Annotated in this window: 15 protein-coding genes; 6 read left to right on the forward strand and 9 right to left on the reverse strand. The window is 61.5% G+C overall.

The genetic code is table 11. The features are described 5' to 3' along the window. Positions 1–113: 113 nt before the first annotated feature. A complete protein-coding gene (locus tag FF124_RS06140; protein WP_342777051.1) occupies positions 114–1,829 on the forward strand; it encodes a GH32 C-terminal domain-containing protein in 1,716 nt (571 codons plus the stop codon). Positions 1,830–1,956: 127 nt separating this feature from the next. On the opposite strand, the gene FF124_RS06145 is transcribed toward FF124_RS06140, so the two are convergent. Together FF124_RS06145 and ung are read right to left on the reverse strand one after the other, a co-directional pair. After that, complete coding sequence (locus FF124_RS06145) at positions 1,957–2,346, reverse strand: RidA family protein (RefSeq protein ID WP_138747610.1); 390 nt, start codon at positions 2,344–2,346, stop codon at positions 1,957–1,959. 155 nt (positions 2,347–2,501) lie between these two features. Further along, positions 2,502–3,203, reverse strand: a complete 702-nt coding sequence (gene ung / locus FF124_RS06150) for a uracil-DNA glycosylase (RefSeq protein ID WP_138747611.1) — start codon at positions 3,201–3,203, stop codon at positions 2,502–2,504. Positions 3,204–3,335: 132 nt separating this feature from the next. Between ung and FF124_RS06155 the strand changes: the two genes are divergently transcribed. The 4 genes from FF124_RS06155 (at position 3,336) to FF124_RS06170 (ending at position 6,621) form a co-directional block, all read left to right on the forward strand. Next, positions 3,336–3,707 carry a DsrE family protein gene (locus FF124_RS06155; RefSeq protein WP_138747612.1) on the forward strand — a complete coding sequence of 124 codons (372 nt, stop codon included), beginning with the start codon at positions 3,336–3,338 and terminating at the stop codon, positions 3,705–3,707. A gap of 196 nt (positions 3,708–3,903) precedes the next feature. Next, entirely contained in the window at positions 3,904–4,884 is a 981-nt protein-coding gene (locus tag FF124_RS06160; protein ID WP_138747613.1) for an ABC transporter substrate-binding protein, read from the forward strand. Position 4,885: 1 nt separating this feature from the next. Then, positions 4,886–5,824, forward strand: coding sequence for an ABC transporter permease (locus tag FF124_RS06165; RefSeq protein WP_138747614.1), 939 nt, complete (start codon positions 4,886–4,888; stop codon positions 5,822–5,824). Then, the gene (locus tag FF124_RS06170) at positions 5,824–6,621 is read left to right on the forward strand and encodes an ABC transporter ATP-binding protein (protein WP_138747615.1); all 798 of its coding nucleotides are present in this window, start codon (positions 5,824–5,826) and stop codon (positions 6,619–6,621) included. Before FF124_RS06165 ends, FF124_RS06170 begins: the two co-directional genes overlap by 1 nt. A 65-nt stretch (positions 6,622–6,686) precedes the next feature. Here FF124_RS06170 and pglA read toward each other — a convergent pair whose 3' ends face one another. The 5 genes from pglA to FF124_RS06195 all read right to left on the reverse strand — a co-directional run bounded on the left by pglA (position 6,687) and on the right by FF124_RS06195 (position 13,573). Then, positions 6,687–9,281, reverse strand: a complete 2,595-nt coding sequence (gene pglA / locus FF124_RS20945) for a polygalacturonase PglA (protein ID WP_342777052.1) — start codon at positions 9,279–9,281, stop codon at positions 6,687–6,689. A 65-nt stretch (positions 9,282–9,346) separates the two neighbouring features. Then, a complete protein-coding gene (locus FF124_RS06180) occupies positions 9,347–10,621 on the reverse strand; it encodes an ABC transporter substrate-binding protein (protein ID WP_425462510.1) in 1,275 nt (424 codons plus the stop codon). A gap of 35 nt (positions 10,622–10,656) precedes the next feature. Next, positions 10,657–11,769, reverse strand: coding sequence for an ABC transporter ATP-binding protein (locus FF124_RS06185; RefSeq protein WP_138747617.1), 1,113 nt, complete (start codon positions 11,767–11,769; stop codon positions 10,657–10,659). Between the two features lie 5 nt (positions 11,770–11,774). Beyond that, on the reverse strand, positions 11,775–12,686 hold the full coding sequence (locus tag FF124_RS06190) for a carbohydrate ABC transporter permease (RefSeq protein ID WP_138747618.1): 912 nt from the start codon (positions 12,684–12,686) through the stop codon (positions 11,775–11,777). A gap of 2 nt (positions 12,687–12,688) precedes the next feature. Next, positions 12,689–13,573: a carbohydrate ABC transporter permease gene (locus tag FF124_RS06195; RefSeq protein WP_138747619.1), complete on the reverse strand. Its 885-nt coding sequence runs from the start codon at positions 13,571–13,573 to the stop codon at positions 12,689–12,691. Between the two features lie 325 nt (positions 13,574–13,898). Here FF124_RS06195 and FF124_RS06200 point away from each other — a divergent pair, with 325 nt between their 5' ends. Further along, the gene (locus FF124_RS06200) at positions 13,899–14,816 is read left to right on the forward strand and encodes an AraC family transcriptional regulator (RefSeq protein WP_138747620.1); all 918 of its coding nucleotides are present in this window, start codon (positions 13,899–13,901) and stop codon (positions 14,814–14,816) included. 3 nt (positions 14,817–14,819) lie between these two features. On the opposite strand, the gene FF124_RS06205 is transcribed toward FF124_RS06200, so the two are convergent. Together FF124_RS06205 and FF124_RS06210 are read right to left on the reverse strand one after the other, a co-directional pair. Beyond that, positions 14,820–15,728 carry a sugar kinase gene (locus FF124_RS06205; protein ID WP_138747621.1) on the reverse strand — a complete coding sequence of 303 codons (909 nt, stop codon included), beginning with the start codon at positions 15,726–15,728 and terminating at the stop codon, positions 14,820–14,822. Next, positions 15,725–16,426 carry a GntR family transcriptional regulator gene (locus FF124_RS06210; RefSeq protein WP_138747622.1) on the reverse strand — a complete coding sequence of 234 codons (702 nt, stop codon included), beginning with the start codon at positions 16,424–16,426 and terminating at the stop codon, positions 15,725–15,727. The genes FF124_RS06205 and FF124_RS06210 overlap by 4 nt, the downstream gene beginning before the upstream one ends. Positions 16,427–16,460: the final 34 nt, after the last annotated feature.

Raw genomic sequence — 16,460 nt, forward strand, 5'->3', positions numbered from 1 at the left:
GGCCGCAAGCCCCGTCGCACTCTGTTGCGCGGATTGGCTGCGGCTTTCAGGAAATACCGCATGGTTCAGGGGGCATTGCCCCGCCATGCGAAAGCAGCGGGGAATAGGGCCGAATGTCCATGCCAGAGCAGAAAACCGCCGATGAGACCCGCCTGCGCAAATTGCGCGGCACCGTCCCGGTCAATGCCGTGCTTCATGTCTGGCTGAAAGCCATTCACCCGCATGCGCCTGCAGAAATACAGCTTTCGCTCAACGGCCAATTATTCGGCAATATCTTCGCCCAGAACGCGGAAGAGTATGAATTCCGCATGTTCTTCGTGCCCCATGGCGGCGAACTGGAATGTTCCTACGATCCCGAGACAACGACGATCTCGGTCGCCTACTGGTTTACCGATGCCAAGGTGCTGGAAGAAGGCATTACCGTGCTGCGCACCCATGCGGCCAATGCCCCGGCGCCTGCCCCCGGCAGCTATCACTTCCGCCCGCCCTTCGGCTGGATGAATGATCCGAATGGCTTCGGCCGCTTCAACGGCTCGGCGCATCTCTTCTACCAGCACTATTCACACGGGCTGACGTGGAACACCATGCACTGGGGCCATGCGGTTTCGGAGGATTTCCTGCACTGGCGGCATCTGCCGATCTTCCTGTTTCCCTCCGAGGACCTGACCCACCGCCCGGACAAGCGCGGCGGCGCCTTTTCCGGCTCGGCGATCCCGCTGGAAAACTCCGCCGGTATTCGGGTATTCTTCACCGAAAGCGTGGTCGAGCGCGATCCCGAGCGCGAAATCCAGATGGTCGCGACGTCGCAATCGCTGATCTTCGCCGGCGCGGCAAAACCGCTGATCGACGAACGGCCGGAGCTTGAGGGCCTGACGCTCGATTTCCGCGACCCTTACGTCTTCCGTGGGCCCGATGGCTACTGGAAGATGCTGCTCGGCAGCCGCCAGGGCGAGGAAGGCGTGGTCCTACTCTATCAGACCGCAGATCTGACGGCGGCAAGCGGCTGGGAATTCGTCGAAATCCTGCACCGCGAAGGGCGCTTCAATACCCAGGTGGTCGAATGTCCCTGCCTGCTGCCCCTCGACGGCCCGGCCGGTGATCCGCAGACCCATTGGGTTCTGGTCTGCGGCCTGATGCACAGCCACCACGAGGAGACCGGCCGCAAGAACCTGACCATGGCCACCGTGGGCCATTTCGACGGCAAGCATTTCACGCCCCAATTCGAGCAGGAGCTCGATTTCGCCACGGACAATTACGCTTTCCAGGCCTTCCTCGACCAGGGCCGCCCGGTCGGCATCGGCTGGCTCGCCAACTGGGCCGATGCCGCGCCGGAGATCGACTTTCCAACGGCGATGACCCTGCCGCGCAACCTTGTCTATGACGCTGCCGACAACACGCTTCTGACGCCGCCGATCGAGGGCGTGGAAGTGCTGCGGGACGCGTTGATCGACGAGACCGCCCTAGCCGCCGGCGAGCCGGTGATGCTGGAGAAAGGCCAAGCCGAGATCGTCATCGAGCTTGACCGCAATGACGGGCCGTTCGAAATTGATCTCTACCACAACAATATCGAGATCACGGTGAAGATCGATGCCGAGGGGATGAGACTTCTCTACATGGACGACAGCAAGTCGCCGACGCCCGATTATTTCGCCCCTGGCGCCAATCCGAGCCATTTGCGGCTATTCCTCGATATCGGCTCCGTCGAGGTCTTCGCCGACAACGGTCGCTGGGCCGGCACCAAACGCATCGCCGGCTTCGACCCGATCCACTCGCTGAGAATTCGCGAAGGCGCGATCAAGTCGGCCAGGGTCTGGTCGCTGGCGCTTTGAGGCAGATGGGGCTTACGGCAGCTTGGCTAACGCCCGACTGTTGTCAAACGTCTCCCCACACGCCGGGTCATCCTCGGGAAGGCGAAAGGAGGTCATGACCATTGCGTCATAGGCTTTGGCGGCAGCCTTACGGCACCTTGGCCGCCGTAACCTCGACCTCGACCAGGAACTCCGCGCGGGTGAAGCCCGAGACGATCAGCAGGGTCGAGACCGGCATCGGATCGGAGATAAAACGGTCGCGGACATCCATATAGGCCGGGAAATCCTCGCGCGTTGTCACGTAGCCGGTGATGCGGATCACATCCTCGAACCCCATGTCCGCTTCAGCGAGGATCTTGCCGATGGTCGAAAAACAGAGTTCGGCCTGGGCGCTGACGGAACGCGGAATGACCTCGTCCGGCCCGATCCCGAGCTGGCCGGAGGTGACAAGAAGGCCGGCCCCCGGCGGCACGTACAGACCGTGGCTGTAATTGCCGAAAGGCTTGCGAACGCCGACTGGGTTGATGCTCTTCTTCATGTGAAACCGCCTCGTGAAAAACTGTCAAACCGCATGGCCGCATCGGGGCCCGGCTGTCAAGCGGCCATCAACCCGGACCGAACGATAATGTAGAGGCCGCGACGGAAATTATAAGGCGTCGCGGCGCTTAATCCCCGACATTCCGAAGTCAATTCCTATTCTTCCGAAGGGTCGTCAGGCAATTGCCAGTCCACCGGCTCCAGGCCCTTTTCAAGGAGAAACTGATTGGCCCTGGAAAAATGCCGGCAGCCGAAGAAACCGTTATGGGCGGACAGCGGCGAGGGATGCGGGGCCTTGAGCACAAGATGCCGGGACCTGTCCACAAAGGAGGCCTTTTTCTGCGCATAGGCGCCCCACAGCATGAACACGACATGCGGACATTCGTCATTGACCACGCGGATAACGGCATCGGTGAAGTTTTCCCAACCCTTGCCGCGGTGGGAGGCGGCGGCCGCCTGGCGCACCGTAAGCACCGAGTTCAGCAACAACACGCCCTGGCGGGCCCAGTGCTCCAGAAAGCCGTGATTGACCTTCTGGAACCCGACATCGGTGGCCAGTTCCTTGTAGATATTGACGAGTGACGGCGGCACGCGCACGCCGGGCTGAACGGAAAAGCAGAGGCCATGCGCCTGCCCCGGCCCGTGATAGGGGTCCTGGCCGAGGATGACGACGCGCACGCTCTCAAGCGGCGTCAGGTCGAGCGCGCGGAAATATTCGCTGCCCTTCGGAAAGACCGTCTGGCCGGCGCGCTTTTCCTCCACCAGAAAGGCGCGGAGCTCGGCCATATAGGCGCTTTGGAATTCCGGTTTGAGTTTTTCCCGCCAACCGTCCTCAAGCCTGATCTCGCTCTCTGCCATCGCACCCTTTCCCTTCTCAGATGCTCCCCTTGTTATCCCCGCCGCCGCGACGATGCAATTCTCTGCGAATATGTCACACTTGCACGCACATTGCCGCGTATTAGGTTTTGAACGACAAAGGAGGACCTCAAAATGCAGCCAACAGCTTTCGTTTCAACGCTCTTCGACGGCAAATCCAATCCCAACAAGGTCACGGTCGCCTTCACCATGGCGGTCAATGCCCTTGCCAAGGGGCACAGCGCCACCATGATCCTGATGGCCGAAGCCGTGGAACTCGGCCGCCCCGGCGCCACCGACGGCATGGCGATCGGCGCGCCGTTCGACCCCGTTCCCGATCTTCTGGCGCGCTTCCGCGAGGCTGGCGGCAGGATCGCCATCTGCGGCGCCTGCATGAAGCATAACGGCTTCACGGCGGAAGACATGGACCCGGAATTCGAGATCATCACCGCACCCGACGTGATCGATCTTCTTATGAATGCGGAAGGCTCGCTTCAGATCACCTGACGCCTTACCCCGAATGGCGGGATCCCTTTCTCCGCAGCCTCTCCGGCGAGCGGGCCAATCGTCATGGCTGCGTCAAATAAAGTCGCCGACGGCATGGTTCCGGCGTTGACCGGCGCTTTGCGCCGGGCCAAACTGCCGCGCGTGATCCGAGCGCGCGAAAAGCCGCGCGAGAACAATCCTGACAGGGGGTTTCGAAATGCTCAACTTCAAGAAGGCGGTGCTGGCAACCGCCGCCGTGGCCACGATTGCGGGTTTTACCGCACCGGCGCTGGCGCAGGATGCGACCGAGAAGACGGTCGCCATCACCTATATCGTCGAACATCCTGCCCTTGACGCTGTGCGCGAGGGCATTATCGAAAGCCTCGCCGAAAAAGGCTATACCGAAGGCGACAACCTCACCGTGGTTGCCCGCTCCGCCCAGGGCAACATGACGACGCAGACCCAGATCGCCTCCGAATTTGCTGGCCTGAAGCCCGATGTCGCCGTCGGCATCTCCACGCCATCGGCCCAGGCGCTGAAGAATTCGATGGGTGATGCCCCGGTCGTCTTCGCCGCCGTCACCGATCCGGTCGCCGCCGGCCTCGTTGAGAATCCGGAAGCCCCGGAAGCAAACATCACCGGCACCTCCGACAAGCAGCCGCCGAAGCCGGCGCTGGAACTGATCCAGACGCTGGTGCCCGGCGTCAAGACCATCGGCGTGATCTACAATCCGGGCGAGGCAAACTCGGTCGTTCAGGTCGACGAGATCAAGGCGGCCGCCGGCGAACTCGGCCTCGAAGTTGTCGACAGCCCCGCCGCCCAGTCGACCATGGTGCCGGATGCGGCGCGCAACCTCGTCGGCAAGGCCGATGCGATCCTGCTGCCGACCGACAATTCGGTAATCTCGGTGCTTGAGGCCATCATCACCGTCGGCGAGCGCGCCAAACTCCCGGTCTTCACCACGGATACGGATTCCGTCGAGCGCGGCGCGGTTGCAGCCCTTGGCTTCAACTATGCCGAAATGGGCAAGGTCACCGGCGACATGGTTGCCGAAATCCTCGCCGGAAAGTCGCCGTCGGAAATCGCCGTCGTCGTGCCCGGCAATCAGGACCTGTTCCTCAACATGAAGGCTGCCGAAGCCATGGGCATCACGGTTCCCGACAGCGTCAAGAACAGCGCCAAGAAGGTCATCGAATAATATGACGCTTTTTGCTCTCGCCGGGGCCTTTGAGACCGGCTTGCTCTTCGCCCTCGTGGCGTTGAGCATCTTTATGTCCTTTCGGGTTCTCGACTTTCCCGATCTGACGGTGGACGGGAGTTTCCCCTTGGGCGCGGCGGTTTCGGCCGCCGCCATCGTCGGCGGTTTCGATCCTTTCATCGCAACATTCTTCGGCATGCTCGCAGGCGCCGCCGCCGGTTTCGTCACCGGGCTTTTGAACGTGCGCTTCGGGATCATGAACCTGCTCGCCGGCATCCTGTCGATGGTGGCGCTCTTTTCCGTAAACCTGCGCATCATGGGACGGCCGAACCTGCCGGTCTACGGTCAGGACACCGTGTTCTCCCGCTTTGAAAGCGTGGTCGATGCCGGGCTTTGGAGCAATACGATCCTGCTTTTGATCATCGCCATCGGCGCCAAGCTGATCGTCGACTGGTTCCTCAAGACCGAAATCGGCCTCGGGCTCAGGGCATCCGGCGAAAATCCCGCCATGGCCGAGGCCCAGGGCATCCGCAACGGCGCAATGACGCTGCTCGGCATGTCGATCGCCAATGCGCTTTGCGCGCTCGGCGGTTCCCTCTTTGCCCAGATGCAGGGCGTGGCGGACGTGACCATGGGCGTCGGCACGATCGTCACCGGGCTTGCCGCGTTGATCATCGGCGAGGCGATCCTCGGCCGGCGCACGGTGTTTCTGGCCACGCTCGGCTGCGTCATCGGCGCGGTCGTCTATCGTCTGTTCATTGCGCTTGCGCTTTCCGCCGGCTTCATCGGCATCCGCCCTCAGGACCTCAACCTGATCACCGCCGTGGTGGTCGCCGTTGCCGTGGTTCTCTCCCAGAGGCGGGGCAAGCGCGGCCGCAAGCAGCTCTTCAATTTCAAACTGGTGCGCGGCGCCCAGCAAAACGACGAGGGACAGGACTGATGCTTTCCCTTTCCGATATCCGCCTCACCTTCAATCCGGGCACCGCAACCGAGGTCAAGGCGTTGCGCGACGTCTCGATGCAGATCGACGAGGGCGAGTTCGTCACCGTGATCGGCTCCAACGGCGCCGGCAAGTCGACGCTTCTGTCCACCGTCGTCGGCACGGTGAAGCCGGATGAGGGCACTGTGAAGCTCGATGGGCTTGATGTGACCGACTGGCCGGCCGCCAAGCGCGCGCGCTATGTCGGCCGGGTGTTCCAGGAACCGCGTCTCGGCACCTGCTCGTCGCTGTCGATCGAGGAGAACCTGGCGTTAGCCGCTGCCCGCGGCAAGAAGCGCGGTCTGGGGCTCGCCCTCGGCAAAAAGGGCCAGAAGGCGATGTTCGCCGAACATCTGGAAAAGCTCGGCCTCGGGCTTGAACACCGCATGGGCACGCCGATCGGCGCGCTGTCCGGTGGCCAGCGACAGGCTGTCAGCCTGTTGATGGCAACACTGCTGCCGATGAAGATCCTCGTGCTCGACGAACACACGGCAGCGCTCGATCCGTCCGCCGCCCACAAGGTGTTGACGCTTTCGGCCGAAATCGCCGAGGAGCGTAAGCTGACGACGCTGATGGTGACCCATTCGATGCGTGACGCGCTCGCCTATGGCAGCCGCACGCTGATGATGAATGCGGGCCGGATCGTTCTCGACATCAAGGGCGAGGAGCGCTCGAAGCTCAAGGTCTCCGACCTTCTGGAGCGCTTCGGCCGCGCCGCCGGCACCGAGATCGACGACGACCAGCTGGTGCTGGCGTAGGGCGCGAAAAATGGCGGCTGACCTTTCGGCCAGCCGCCCGCCTTGGGAGGAAGGCGTGACTGAGATCAGGACCGGGCGAGCAGTTCGGCAAATCCCATCATGAACGGACCGACGCCCTTGATATCGTCGGGATTGATCGTCTCGGTCAGGTAATAGCCCGGCGTGCCGTCGCGATAATGACCGTTGAAACCGCCGAGACCGGCCACGCAAACGATGGCGCCGAGCACGCGGCGGCCACCGGCATCAACCTCGAAAGCATGTCTGTAGAGCGCTTCGAAGGCCTTCTGCCCGATGGCGGCAGCGTCGCCGAAGCGAAGCCTGTCGGCCTTCAGATAGGCATAGGCGAACATCGCGGTTGCCGAGCTTTCAGCGTAATTGCCGCCGAGATCCGGGCGATCCGGCACCTGCAGCCAGCGACCGTCGGCTGTCCTCAGCGCGGAAAGCCGTTCGGCAAGCGCGGCCCAGCGGGCAATGATGGCATCGCGCGCCTCGCCATCCGGCAGATATTCGATGAGATCGACCATGGCCATGGCCGCCCAGCCGATGGCGCGCGACCAGTGGGCCGGTGACTGTCCGGTATCCTTGTCTGCCCAGGGCTGGGCTTTGGCGGAATCATAGGCATGGCGGTAAAGCCGGCTGTCGGCATCATAGGTGAGTTCGAGCCCGGCCAGCAGTTCATCCGCGGCTTCCGCAACCAGGTCCGGCCTGTCGAAGGCGAGACCGTATTCCGCCTTGAACGGCAGACCCATATAGAGGCCGTCGAGCCAGACCTGCTCGGGATAGCGATGCTTGTGCCAGTGCGGGCCTTCCTTGACGCGCGGATGATCGGCGAGTTGGGCGACCAGCTGATCGGCGGCCTTGCGATAGCGCGGATCGTCGGAATGTCGCGCCAGCCAGACCAGCGCGCGACCGGAGAGGATATTATCGATGTTGAAATCCTCGGCGACATAGCCGCTCATCCGGCCGTCCTCATCGACCTGCGCGTTGACATGGCGCACAAGGTGATCGAACCAGCGCGCTTCGCCGGTCGCCTCATAAAGCGCGATCAGACCGCGATAGAGGCAGCCATCCTCATAGCAGAGCGCGCCACCCTTATAGGCCCGGTAGTCGGCAGCATATTCGTCGCAATAGCGCAGAAGCGCCTGACGGTAAAAGGGTGCTTCCGCGCCTTCTCGGACGAAGACGACATTCCTGGCGGTAATCGCCGCGTTCTCGGCAATGATGCCGCCATGGCGCACGGGGTCGATCCGGCATGCCATCACGGGCGGTTGCGCCTCGGCATCGCTCGCATAGGAAACGGTATAATCCTCGATCGTTACATTCTCGATCGGCATTTCCGGCAGGCCGTAAAAGGCCGCAGCGGCGGTATGGACATTGCGCGCGACGATGCGGCGGAAGGTGATATCCGACATGCGCGGCGTCACCGCGCTGACGGGGTGTGGATCGCGCGACTGGACATAGTCCGACTTGCCGTCGGCGTCGCAAAAATAGAAGGCATTCATCACAAAGGGGCTGACGACATTGTCCATGTCGCAATCCTCGACGAGAATGCGGGAAACGAAGCCGCCGCGCCCGCGCCGGGTCTTGACCCTGAGGCCGCGATCGGTATCGCGCATCTCGCAGCGCGCCACCGTGACGCCGGAAACCGTGCCGCTCATTTCCGAACCGATGACGACGCCGCCATGACCGCGTTCCATGAAGCAGTTTTCGATGCGGATATTGCGCGTCGGGCCATCCAGACCGCCCTTGGGATCGCGCTTGCCCGCCTTGATGGCGATGCAGTCATCACCGACGGAAAAATGAATGCCGCGCATGCGGACATCTTCGCAGCATTCCGGATCGAAGCCGTCAGTGTTGGGAGAATCCGGATCGCTCTCGATCTTCACATCGGCAACCAGCATGTCTTTGGTAAAGACGGGATGCACCATCCAGGCCGGGGAATTGCGGACCGTGACGCCGGTGACGGTGACATGTTCGCAGCGGTTGAAGAACAGGCTGCGCGGACGACGCGCGCCATTGCGGGTTTCCTTGTGCCAGCTCCACCAGTCGCCGCGATCGCCGCCGGCATCAATGACGCCGCCGCCGGCGATGGCGATGTCCGAGGCATTGATGGCTGTCAGCAGGCTCGCATAGCAGGCTTCCGCCACGCCCTCCCAGGTGCCGAGCACCCGGCCCTCTTCGTCGCGGGCCGGCAGGATCGGGTATTGATCGCGATCGGCAATGCCATAAAGCACGGCATCGGCATCGAGCATCAGCGTCAGGCCGGATTTCAGGAACAGCGGTCCGGTTTTCCAGACACCGGGGCCGAAATAAAGCGTTGCGCCCTCAGGCAGTTGGTCGATTGCCGTCTGGATCGCCGCGGCGTTGTTTTCTGATTCTGGGTTTGCGCCATGAGCGGAAACATCGGCAAAGGCGCTCTCGGTTCTCGTGACGAAATCGAACACCTCCGTGCCCGCGACCAATCGGTAGGCGGTGTGCGGCTCAAGGCCATTGATCGAGAAGACGGTGCGCTCGCTCGCGCCTTCGGCCACCGTCTCACCGGTGCTCTCCGTGGCAAGCCGCCAGGAAACGGGCGCCTTCAGGAAATATTTATTTTCGCCGGAAAAGACAGCAAAGGTCACCGTCCTCGCCGAAACGGCGAGCAGCTCAATGGCAGACATCACAATCGTCCAAAAAAGGATTTGGGAAAGAGGGGGGCGGCGGCATGCGCCGCCCCCGGCAAGGCTTAGTTGCGGACGCGGTCCAGCACCTCATCGACATTGTAGATGATGTCATCGGCGGCCGTTTCGGCGTCGATCTGGCCGTAGGCGAACTCTTCAAGCGTGTCGCCGATGGCCGAAGCGATCTGCGGATGCTCGAAATAGGGCGAAATCGTCGGGCCTGTCGCATCCAGGATGATCTGGTGGGCGTCGATCTGTTCCTGCTCGATGGCGCCTTCAGCGGTCAACTGATCGAACGCCTTCTTCGAGGCCGGGATACCGCGGGTCGTGCCGAGGATGTCGATCGCGCCCCCGTCGTTCAGCAGGCAATTGACCACTTCGGCGGCGGCTTCCTGATTGTCGGAGTTGCGCGAGATCGAGAACAGCATGGACGGCTTGCGGTAGACGCCGTCATTGGTCGCGCCTTCGGCCAGCAGGATCTTCGAGGGAACCAGAACCTGGCCTTCCTGCAGCGGATCGGAAATCTTGAAATAGACCGTATCCCACTGGTAGGTGCCGGCGATATGGCCATCGGCCCAGGCCGGGTTTTCATGCAGAACCAGATTGCCGCCGGCTGCGACCTTCGGCCAGGGGATGATCACGCCTTCGTCGGTGTAGCGCTTGTACATTTCCAGCGCATCGACCAACTCGTCCATCGTGTAGTTGAATTCCAGCGTCTCCGGATCGATCATCGTCTTTCCGGTCTTCTGGGTGAGGTAGGCCGTCATCAGAAGACGCGCGTCGAGGCCGTCCGTGCCGGTTGCCTCGTAGGGATAGTAGTCGTCGCCGAGCTTTTCCTTGAAGACCTTGCCGGCTTCTTCGAGCTCGTCCCAGGTGGTCGGGATCGAAAGACCTGCCTTTTCGAAGGTCGTCTGGTTGAACCAGGGCAGGCGGCCGGTGATCGACAGCGGCAGACCCTGAAGGTGACCGTTCACCGTCGGGGTGGCGAGTTCCGTATCGGTCCACTGCGAAAGGTCGATGATGTCGGCGAACTCGTTGAGATCGGCGAAGCCTTCGCCGGTCGGGGTGAACAGCGGCAGCCAGGGCCAGTTGATCTGCATGATGTCGGCTTCGGTTCCGCCGGCAAGCTGCGTGGTGATCTTCTCCTGATGGCCGGACCAGCCGGTGAACTCCGGAGAAATGCTGTGGCCGAGCTTTTCGCCGCAATATTTCAGCGCTTCCTGGGTTGCAAGGTGACGGCTGTCGCCGCCCCACCAGGACATGCGAAGATCGGCGGCATTGGCGACCGAAAGCGATGTTGCGGCCATGAGGCCGGCGAGGATTGTCAATTTCATGGTCATATTTTCCTCCCTTTGAAAAAGACGGTTTCGAAGACTTATGCCGACAGCGAGATGTTCTCGCCGGTGCGGCGGTGGAAGATGTGCAGGGCGTCCTCCTGCGGCATGATGCGAATGGCATCGTCACGCAGATATTGACGCTCGATGCCCGTTGCCGGGACGACGACGATGAAGGACTGGTCCTCCACCGTGATATAGAGGTAGACCTCGTGGCCCATGAACTCGACATGGGAGATGCGGCCGAGAAGCCCTTCTTCGGCATTCTGGTCCACCACCGTGAAGTGCTGCGGACGAACACCGAAGGTGACCTCGCTCGGCGCATCCTTGTCGATGCGGGCGCGGGCCTTGTCGTCGATGGTAAAGGTCTGCGTGCCGATCCTGAGCTTGTTGCCGTCGACCAGCGTCGCATCGCCAATATTCATCTCCGGCGAGCCGATGAAGCCCGCAACGAAGGCGTTCGCCGGCTTGCGATAGAGGGTGAAGGGATCGGCGACCTGCATGATCCGGCCTTCCTTCATCACGCAGATGCGGTTGCCCATGGTCATGGCTTCCGTCTGGTCATGGGTGACGTAGACGACGGTCGAGTGCATGCCTTCCGCCAGCAGCTGCTTGTGCAGGTCGGTGATGCGCACGCGCATCGAGGCGCGCAGCTTTGCATCAAGGTTCGACAGCGGTTCGTCGAACAGGAAGACCTGCGGCTTCTTGATCAGCGCGCGACCGACGGCGACGCGCTGGGCCTGGCCGCCCGAAAGCTGCTTGGGCAGGCGCTCCAGATAGTCCTCGATTTCGAGGATGTGCGAGACTTCCTCGGTCGAGGCGGCAATCTCCGCCTTCGGCGCATGCTTGAGGCGCAGGCCGAAGGAGAGGTTGTTCTTCACCTTCATATGCGGATAGAGCGCATAGTTCTGGAACACCATCGCGATGCCGCGCTGGCCCGGGGGCTTGTCGTTGACGAGATCGTCGCCGATGCGGATCTCGCCGCCGGAGATGCGCTCCAGACCGGCAATCATCCTGAGCGTTGTCGACTTGGCGCAGCCGGACGGGCCGACCAGCACCATGAACTCACCATCCTCGATTTCCAGGTCGATGCCGTGGACGGCCTTGAACTTGCCGTAGACCTTTTCGAGACTTTTCAGCTGAACTCTGGCCATGGTTTTTATCCTTTGACTCCGCCAGCGGAGATACCTTCGATGAAATATTTCTGTGCCATGAAGAACACGACGAGGGCGGGCGTGATCGCGAGCACCGACATGGACAGGATCTTGTTCCAGGCAAATGCTTCGGTGGTATCGATCGACAGTTTGAGGGCCAGGGAGACCGGGTATTTGTCGACCGAGGACAGATAGATCAACGGCCCGAGGAAGTCGTTCATCGTCCACATGAACTGGAAAAGGCAGACCGAGATGAGGGCCGGCGTGAGCAGCGGTACGACGATGAAGAGAAGGGCCTGCCAGCTCGACGCGCCGTCAACGCGCGCGGCCTCTTCCATGTCGCGCGGGATGGCGCGCAGGAACTGGACCAGCATGAAGACGAAGAACGCATCGCCGGCGAGCGCCGAGGGCACCCACAGCGGCAGGAAACTATCGAGCCAGCCGAATTCACGGAACAGCAGATACTGCGGAATGCGGGTGACGACGTTGGGCAGGAGCAGGATCGCGATCAGCGATGCGAACAGCACCTTCTTGCCGGGAAACTCGAACCGGGCGAAGCCATAGGCGACGGCGGTGGCCGAGATCGCGGTTCCGATCATCTTCGGGATCAGGATCAGAAAGGTGTTGAGGAAGAACCGGCCGAACGTATAGGGCGTCGAGGTCTTCCAGCCTTCGATATAGCCGCTGACGGTCGGGTGGGTCGGCCAGAAGCCGGCGCTCGTAAACATTTCGGCATTGGTCTTGAATGATGCGCCGATCAGCCAGATCAGCGGATAGAGCATGATCAGCCCGACCACGAACAGGATCACATAGCGGATGATCGACGAAATGAGGATCTTGCGCTGCTCGCGCTTGCGGGCGCGGATGGCTTCGAGATCGCGGGCGGACAGCATGCTCGACAAGGTTTGCTCTGTCATGATCAGCTCCTCTTGTCGCCGGCGTAATAGACCCAGTGGCGCGATGACCAGAAGGCGATCAGCGTCAGGACCATGATGATGGCGAACATGACCCAGGCAATGGCCGAGGCATATCCCATGCGGAAGTTCTTGAAGGCCTCGTCATAGATGTAGAGCGGCAGCAGATAGGTGGATTTCAGCGGGCCGCCACCGGTTATGATGTAGGGACCGTTGAATTCCTGGAAGGCCTGGACCGTCTGCATGATGAGATTGAAGAAGATCACCGGCGTGATCAGCGGCAGCGTGATGAAGAAGAAGGTCTTCCACTTGCCGGCGCCGTCGATGGCGGCTGCCTCGTAGAGCGAATTGTCGACGCTCTGAAGGGCGGCCAGGAAGATCACCATGGCCGAACCAAACTGCCACAGACGCAGAAGGGTGATGGTGAACAGCGCATTGTTGGGATCGCCGAACCAGTTGACGCTTTGAAGGCCGATGCCTTCCAGCATCATGTTGATCAGGCCGACATCGGCAAAGAGGTAGCGCCAGAGCACCGCGATCGCGACGGAGCCTCCGAGGATCGACGGCACATAGAAGGCCGTGCGAAAGAAGTTTATGAACTTCAGCTTGTAGTTCAGGATCACTGCGATGAAGAGCGCGAAGGCGAGCTTCAGCGGCACCGTCGAGAACACGTAGATCAGCGTGACCGACAGCGACTTGTTGAAGGTGCGGTCATGGGTGAACAGGCGAATGTAGTTCTTCAGCCCGACAAAGTGGGGCGAACTCATCAGCGAGTAGTCGGTGAACGACAACACGAATGACGCAAGAAATGGCACTGCCGTGAACAGCAGCAGCCCGATGATATATGGGGACAGATAGGCGAGCCCCATGAAACGATTTTCACCGCTCATGACCGCATTCCCGTTGGTTGGTTCCGGCAGGCGCGACTGACCCGTGGGAGCGCATTGCCACGGCCTTGACCACCGTCAAGGCGGTGAGCTGAGGGCATGCGAAAAGGCAGCCGACCCCGAAGGGCAGCACGGATGTTGTTGTGTTCTGATTTGTGCATGGCGCTAAGGCGCAGGCGAGGGATCAACCCAGTCGGGTTTTGATTTTTCCCATACGAGCGACATCCTCCCAGATGTTTCTTGATGCGATACGCCTTTATTTCGGCGCTTCCACTGTTCATAATCATGTTTGGCCACAATTTTGGAATAGAGGGTTTCGGACAAAAGGATGGATAAAATCGAAGGTGGGGTTCTTGACGGTCTTGCGGTTAACGCCCTCAATCTGACGCTGACCCGCTCGACCATCAGGATGCTGCACACCTCGACCTGGACGGCGGACAAGGTCAACAAGGTGCATGACCTCGTCATCTGCCTGACGGGCAGGGCCGAATACGAGGTCTCCGGCGAAACCTTCGAGATGAAACCGGGCCGGGCCATGCTGATCCCCGCCGGAGAACGTTTCGTTGGGCGCTCGACATCCGATGAACTCTATACCGGTGTCGCACAGCATTTCAGGGCGGAGGTCTTCGGCCGGATGGACCTTTTCGAGCAAATGGACTGCCGGATCTGGGTCGATCTGCCGCGCTGGGAAATGATCGCCCCGCTGGCACGCCACTATCGCGAAACCGCCCCTCTGTCCTCGACAACCTTTGTCCAGCACCACATTTTTATGGTGCTGCTGATAGAGTTCGTCGAAGCCGCCTTCATCCGCTGGCGGCCGCAGCAGGACGTCGCCGTCAACAATCCGGACAGCCTGTCGCTCTCGGTCATGGTCGCAGCATCGCAGATCGCCGCCGACCCCCTGAACCCGGACACGGTCGACCGCGTTCTGGGCTCCATCCCCTACAACCAGGATTATTTCCGCCGCGAGTTCAAGAAACAGGTCGGTCTCACGCCGCCGAAATATCAGGAGTTCAAGAGGATGGAGCGGGCGATGGCGCTGCTGGCCAGCGGCCAGACCGTGAAACAGGCCTCCGCCTTTGTCGGTTATGACGACAGCTATTATTTCTCGCGGATGTTCAAGCGCTATATCGGCGTCAGTCCGGCCGGCTACAAGATGCTGAACAAGCGCCACCAGGAAGGCGCCTTTCCCCGCGGCGAGGAAGACGGCATGGCCGTCTTCCCCCTGCTGCGCCAGGCGGAGTGAGCGTCAGACGGCAACCAGCGCGCCGCGCGCGCCAATGACGCGAGCCGAAAGCGCCGACCCCTGTTCCAGCGCCTCAACCAGCGGGGCGCCCGTCATCAGCGCCGCGATCAGGCCGGCATTGAAACTGTCGCCGGCGGCGGTGGTGTCAACAACGTTTTCCGATGGTGTCGGCTTGAAAGTGACCGGACCTTCTTCCTCGTCCTCGGCATGGATCGTGTCGGGTCCGTTCTTGACGATCACGGTCTTCACGCCCGCAGCCCGGTAGCGGGCGATCGTCGCCTCAGGGCTTTCATCGCCGAACACCGCGCCGTCCTCGTCGAAGGAGGGCAGCACGATGTCGCTGACGGCAGCCGCCTTCATGATCGTCTCGGCCATGACCGCGCGCGAGGGCCAGAGGCGTGCGCGCATGTTGGGATCGAAGGCGATGACGGTGCCCGCAGCGCGCGCTTCGGCCAGAAGGTCGAGCAGGGTCTGGCGGTGCTCTTCATTGACAACGGCCATGGTGATGCCGGAGAAGAGCACGAGCCCTCGGCCGGCAAGCGCCTTTCTCAGCGCCTCGGGGTCCTCTGCCAGAAGCTTTGCCGCCGACTGGCCGCGCCAGTAGGAAAAGCTGCGCTCGCCATTCTTCAGTGCGATCATGTAAAGCCCGACCGTGCGCGCGTCGATGCGACGGACCGAGGAGGTTCCCACGCCCGCCTTTTCCATGAAGGTCAGCATCTCGTCGGAGACCGTGTCGGTTCCCGCGCCGGTGAAATAATCGACGGTGAAGTCATCGGGCAACGTGCGAGCGAGATACCAGGCGGAATTGAAGGTGTCGCCGGCAAAGCCGCGCGTGTAGGCGCCGTCTTCGCGCGGGGCCATCTCGACCATGCATTCGCCGATGCACAGGATAGTCTTGGGGAGGTTTTTCATTCGTCTTCCATTTCGAAAAAGGCCGGATGCGAGACGTTGATACGCTCGACGATCTTGGCGATCTGCGACAAATGCTCCCGCATGGCCGAAACGGCCGCCTCCACGTCATGCGCCTCGATCGCGTGCAGTATCCCGGCATGTTCGTTGAGCGCACTTGTCGCGCCGAAGGACAGGCTGAGATACCGCACACGGTCCATATGCGCCTTGTGGTCGCGAATCAATGCCCAGGCGTCGCCATGACCGGAAAGCTCGCAGATCTGTTTGTGGAACTCATCGTCGAGGACGTGAAAGCCGGTCTTGTCGCCGGCGCGGATGGCGGCGTCCTGTTCGGCGATGTTGACCCGAAGGATATCGGCGTCTTCCCGCGTGCAGCACCGGGCGGCCGCCTCTACTGTCGCCAGTTCGAGCGCGCTGCGGATGAAATGCGCCTGCATCACCGCCCGCTTTGAGATATGGGTAACCAGCGTCGCCCGCTGCGGTCGGATCAGCAGGAAGCCCTGCTGCGAGAGTCTGTAGAAGGCGTCGCGCACGGGCTGGCGCGAGACGCCGAGAACACGCGCCACCTCGACTTCCGAGAGCTTGGAGCCCGGCGGCAGTTCATTCTCGATGACCTGGCGATAAAGGTGATCATAGACCAGATCGGTTACGGTCGGCTGACGGGCTTGTTCCAGCGCCCCGATTTTTAATTTCCCGACCATTCATTCCTCCCATTGACAGGTTTCGCATACTAAC

The sequence above is a fragment of the Martelella lutilitoris genome (assembly GCF_005924265.1).
Classification (GTDB): domain Bacteria; phylum Pseudomonadota; class Alphaproteobacteria; order Rhizobiales; family Rhizobiaceae; genus Martelella; species Martelella lutilitoris.